3 protein-coding genes and 1 pseudogene are annotated in these 4,480 nt (G+C 62.1%); all 4 read left to right on the plus strand.

Annotated elements, in window-relative coordinates; genetic code table 11:
- On the plus strand, positions 1-1,165 hold a 1,165-nt coding region (locus tag ENZ74_RS22955), incomplete at its 5' end, for a 2-isopropylmalate synthase (protein WP_127313004.1).
- A 183-nt stretch (positions 1,166-1,348) separates the two neighbouring features.
- A complete protein-coding gene (locus ENZ74_RS22960) occupies positions 1,349-3,124 on the plus strand; it encodes a hypothetical protein (protein ID WP_063168867.1) in 1,776 nt (591 codons plus the stop codon).
- 197 nt (positions 3,125-3,321) lie between these two features.
- Positions 3,322-4,125, plus strand: a complete 804-nt coding sequence (locus ENZ74_RS22965; protein WP_024504511.1) for an alpha/beta fold hydrolase — start codon at positions 3,322-3,324, stop codon at positions 4,123-4,125.
- Between the two features lie 113 nt (positions 4,126-4,238).
- Positions 4,239-4,480: pseudogene (locus ENZ74_RS22970) on the plus strand (hypothetical protein); the annotation flags it as partial.

The raw sequence follows: 4,480 nt of genomic DNA on the forward strand, positions 1-4,480 counted from the left end.
GTATTCGCCGGAAAGCTTTACCGGCACCGAGCTGGAAGTTGCGCTGGAGATCTGCAACGCCGTCACCGAGATCGTCAGGCCGACCGCTGACAACAAGCTGATCATCAACCTGCCCTCGACGGTCGAGATGTCGACACCCAACATCTATGCCGATCGCATCGAGTGGATGTGCCGCAACCTCGACAACCGGGAGAACCTGCTGGTCTCGCTGCATCCGCACAATGACCGCGGCACCGGCATCGCCACCACCGAGCTCGGCCTGATGGCCGGCGCCGACCGTGTCGAAGGCACGCTGTTCGGCAATGGCGAGCGCACCGGCAATGTCGACATCGTCACGCTGGCGCTGAACATGTACACGCAAGGTGTCGATCCGTTGATCGACTGCTCGGACATCAACCGGATGAAGGACGTCTATGAATATTCGAACCAGTTGAAGATCCCCGAGCGCCACCCCTATGTCGGCGAACTCGTCTACACCGCCTTTTCCGGTTCGCACCAGGATGCCATCAACAAGGGCATGAAGGCGCTGAAGAAGGCCAATACGAGTCTGTGGGAAGTGCCCTATCTGCCGATCGACCCGGCCGATGTCGGACGCAGCTACGAAGCCATCATCCGCATCAATTCGCAGTCCGGCAAGGGCGGCATCGCCTATGTGCTGCAGGCCGATTACGGCCTCAATTTGCCGCGCAACCTGCAGATCGAGTTCAGCCAGGAAATCCAGGCGATCACCGATGCCGAGGGCAAGGAAGTGCCGGCCAGGCGCATCTACGAGCGCTTTCTCGAGACCTATGTCGACCAGCCCGGCGCGCGGCTGAAATTCCTCGATCACCACACCTATCCCAGCACCGAGATCAAGGGCCGGCGCGTCGTCGAGGCGGTCATCCTCGACAACGGCAAGGAACTGACGATATCGGGCACAGGCACCGGCCCGATCGACGGCTTCGTCGATGCGCTGTCACGTCATCTCGGTGTCGAGATGTCGGTGCTCGACTATTCCGAGCACTCGATGCAGCGCGGCTCGAACGCGTCGGCCATTTCCTATGTCGAGATGGAATATCCCGGCGGCAAGCTGTTCGGCGCAGGCATCAACACCAACATCGTCGCCGCCTCGCTGGAAGCAGTGATGTCCGCCGCCAACCGTATCGTCGGCAAAAAAGCCGGCTGACGCCCGACGGGAACAAAGATCGGAACCGTCCAATCTGGTGATCGGTTCCGACCTTTCGGGCCGTTAACCACCGCGGAATTATCCGGTGGGTACGTGATCGCATAATGGGGTGTATACTTGTGTGGTGGTGCGGGACCTATATGATCGCGCCTCAACCTGTGCCGACTTCGAGAGGATCGACACTTGCAGCATGCCACGCCTGCCGCCCCCGCAGTGCGCGAGACACTGGAGCGACTGCTTGCCAGCCAAACGTTCGGCCGATCCGAACGCGCGCGCAAGCTGCTACGCTATCTTGTCGAACGTGAACAGGCCGGCGAAGCCGACAGGCTCAAGGGCTTTTCCATTGCCATGGATGTTTTCGGCAAGGACGGCGATTTCGACCCGTCCACCGATGCCGTGGTGCGGGTGCAGGCAGGCAGGCTGCGCGAGCTTCTGCAGCACTATTTCGCCAATGAGGGAATTGCCGAACCGGTCCGCATCGCCATTCCGCGCGGCGGCTATGTTCCTGCCTATGAATCGAATGCGATCCGCCTGCCGGATATTGCCGAGGCTGTTCCCGAACTCAGGCTGGACGGCGCCGCATCCGCCGATCGGTCAAACGAAGCCGGCACGGGCACGCCGGAGGCGATGTCTCTGACTTCCGTACCGACTTCGCCTGCCCCCTCGGTGGCGCGCCATCTCCGCTTTTTCTGGATGGCGATCGCCCTGGTCATCGCCATGCTGGGCGTACTGATCCTTCGCCAGGGCAGCACTGCCTTGCTGGCAGGCGGCGACATCTCGGCAACGCCGGAGACCGCTGGCGCAACCGCAAGCATCACATCGTCGGCAAGGGCTGACGCCCTGCCGCAAGTCTATATCGGACTCAAGGCTGACGGCTCCGACGCCAGCCGTGTCGCCGCATCGCTGCGCGCCGGCCTGAGTGGCTTCGATACGATCGACTTCATCGGCCGCGACACCGTCAACGATCCAGCCGACGACGCTGCGAGCTTCATATTCGACATCCTGCCCGGACCGGACGCGGGCGATATCACGATAGAACTGCAAAGCATGGCGTCCGGACGGGTGCTTCTATCGCGCAATCTCACCCCTGCCGACAGCGCACCTGCGGCGGTCGAAGACCGTATTGCCGACATGCTGAGCTCGGCACTCCCCGCCTCCGGCACCATCTACAACTATATCGAGCAGACCGGCACGCCAAACGGTCTGACGCAGTGCCTGCTGCTCAACGGCAAATATTACCTCGACCAGAACGCCAGGACCCATGAGGCGGCCTATCGTTGCCTCGAGAAGCTGGCCAATGGTGGAACCAAGTCCTCGCTCGTCTATTCGGAACTTGCTTCCCTGCATCTCGAGGCGGTGTCCGATCATTACGCCTATCCGCCCAACGCGACGATTGAAACAGCCGTCGAGTTTGCCCATCGCGGCGTGCAGATGGGTCCGACCAGCCCTTATGCGCATCGCGCCTACGGCTATGTCAGTTCGCACCTCGGCAATACGGACGAATCAATCCGCTGGATGCGCAAGGCCTATGAACTCAACCCCTACGATCTCGGCATGGCCGCCGCTTACGGTTACGGGCTGATCTTCGCCGGACGCTACGCCGAGGGAACGCCGATCCTCGATCATGCGGCGGAGACCTTCAGCGGACACCCGACATGGTGGGACTATGGGCTGTTCGTCGGTGAGCTCATGCTCGGCGACACGAACAAGGCAGTCGCGGCCAGCATGGCACTGAGAACGACCGCAACGAAATCACACTATCTGGCGGCACGGCTGATCGGCGCCAAGGCTGCCGGACAGGACCATCTGGTGAGCACGCTGCTGAAACAGTTGACCACCGAGTTCCCCAAATTTGCCGCCGATCCGCGGGCGACTTTCGTCGAGCGGAAATATCCGGCCGACCTGACCGACCGGCTGGTTCAGGCGCTGCGCGCTGCCGGGCTCGGCAGCCCGAGCTGACATCATCGACGTCCGCGCACTGGCTGCGCCGTGTCCCGATGGATTTACTGCGCTCCGATCGCCGAATGCCGGTTGATCCCCAAGTTCTGTACACAACCGTACAAATCGCGAAAATTTTACTGGTCATCATGTCGGACTAGGAGCAATTCAGCCACGATTGGTGTCGCGCATTCTGCAATAACAAAAAATCAGCTTTCATGACCGCATCACTTTTTGCCGCCGAAGAGGGTGTTGGCTCGAAGGCCATCGTCCTGCTGCACGGTTTCGGCGGCTGCCACGATGTATGGCGCGAGGTGATTTCCGCCCTGACGCCTTCCACGCATACGCTGGCCTATGATCTGCCTGGGCATGGGATGTCGCTCGACTTTCCCGCCGCCGGTCCGGCCAGGGTGGCGGCCAAGGCCGTGCTGACCGACCTCTCGGAGCGTCGGCTGAAGCGCGTTCATCTCGTGGGCCACTCGATGGGTGGTGCCGTGGCGGCGCTGATGGCGCTGGCCGAGCCCGAAAAGATAGCCTCGCTGACGCTTCTGGCGCCGGGCGGCCTTGGCCCCGAAATCAACGGGCCGCTGTTGCGCCGCTATGCCGAAGCCGCGGATCGGTCCGAGATCCGCTCCTGCCTCTCCCAGATGTCGGGACCTTCTGCCCTGCCGCTCGAACATACGGTGGACATCCTTTGGGAAATGCGCAGGCGACCCGGCCAACTCGAAAAGCTGGTCGGGATCGCGGCCGCCATGACCGTGGACGATCGGCAAGGCGTCATCCCGCACGATCGCCTCGATCGGCTGAACATGCCGGTAATGGTGGCATGGGGAACCAGCGATGCGGTGCTGCCCTTTACCCAGGCGGATGACCTGCCGGCGCATTTTCACGTGCACCACGTGCTGGAGGCGGGCCATATGCTGGCCGAGGAAGCACCCGACCTCGTTGCCGAGATCATTCGCCGCAACACCAGCCGCCGCGCCAGGCCGCACCGCCAGAAATTCGCCGCCGCAGCCAGCTGACCTTTTCGCGCACGACGACCCTCCTGAGCACCCCGACGCCGTCGATCTCGCCAGTGCATTTTGCCGGCGGCTGTGTTAACCCAGTGTTAACCAAACCCACGAGGCAGACGCCGATGAAGGAAGCAGGCGAGAAGACCATCGACCAGTCGAAGAAACTGTCCGATGCCATCCGTGATGTCAAAAATGCCTTCGCCGACCGCGACGATGTCGTCGTCGACATGCGCGAGGCGCATCGCATGCGCCTCGATCTGCTTGCCGCCGAGCTGGCGCCGGTTTTTGCCGATGTTCCGGCCGACATGGACAATTTCGACTTTGTCGTCTCGTCCGGCTTGCAGCCGCGCCTGTGGATCGACGC

It is taken from the genome of Mesorhizobium sp. M7A.F.Ca.CA.002.15.2.1 (genome assembly GCF_003998715.1).
GTDB lineage: Bacteria > Pseudomonadota > Alphaproteobacteria > Rhizobiales > Rhizobiaceae > Mesorhizobium > Mesorhizobium ciceri.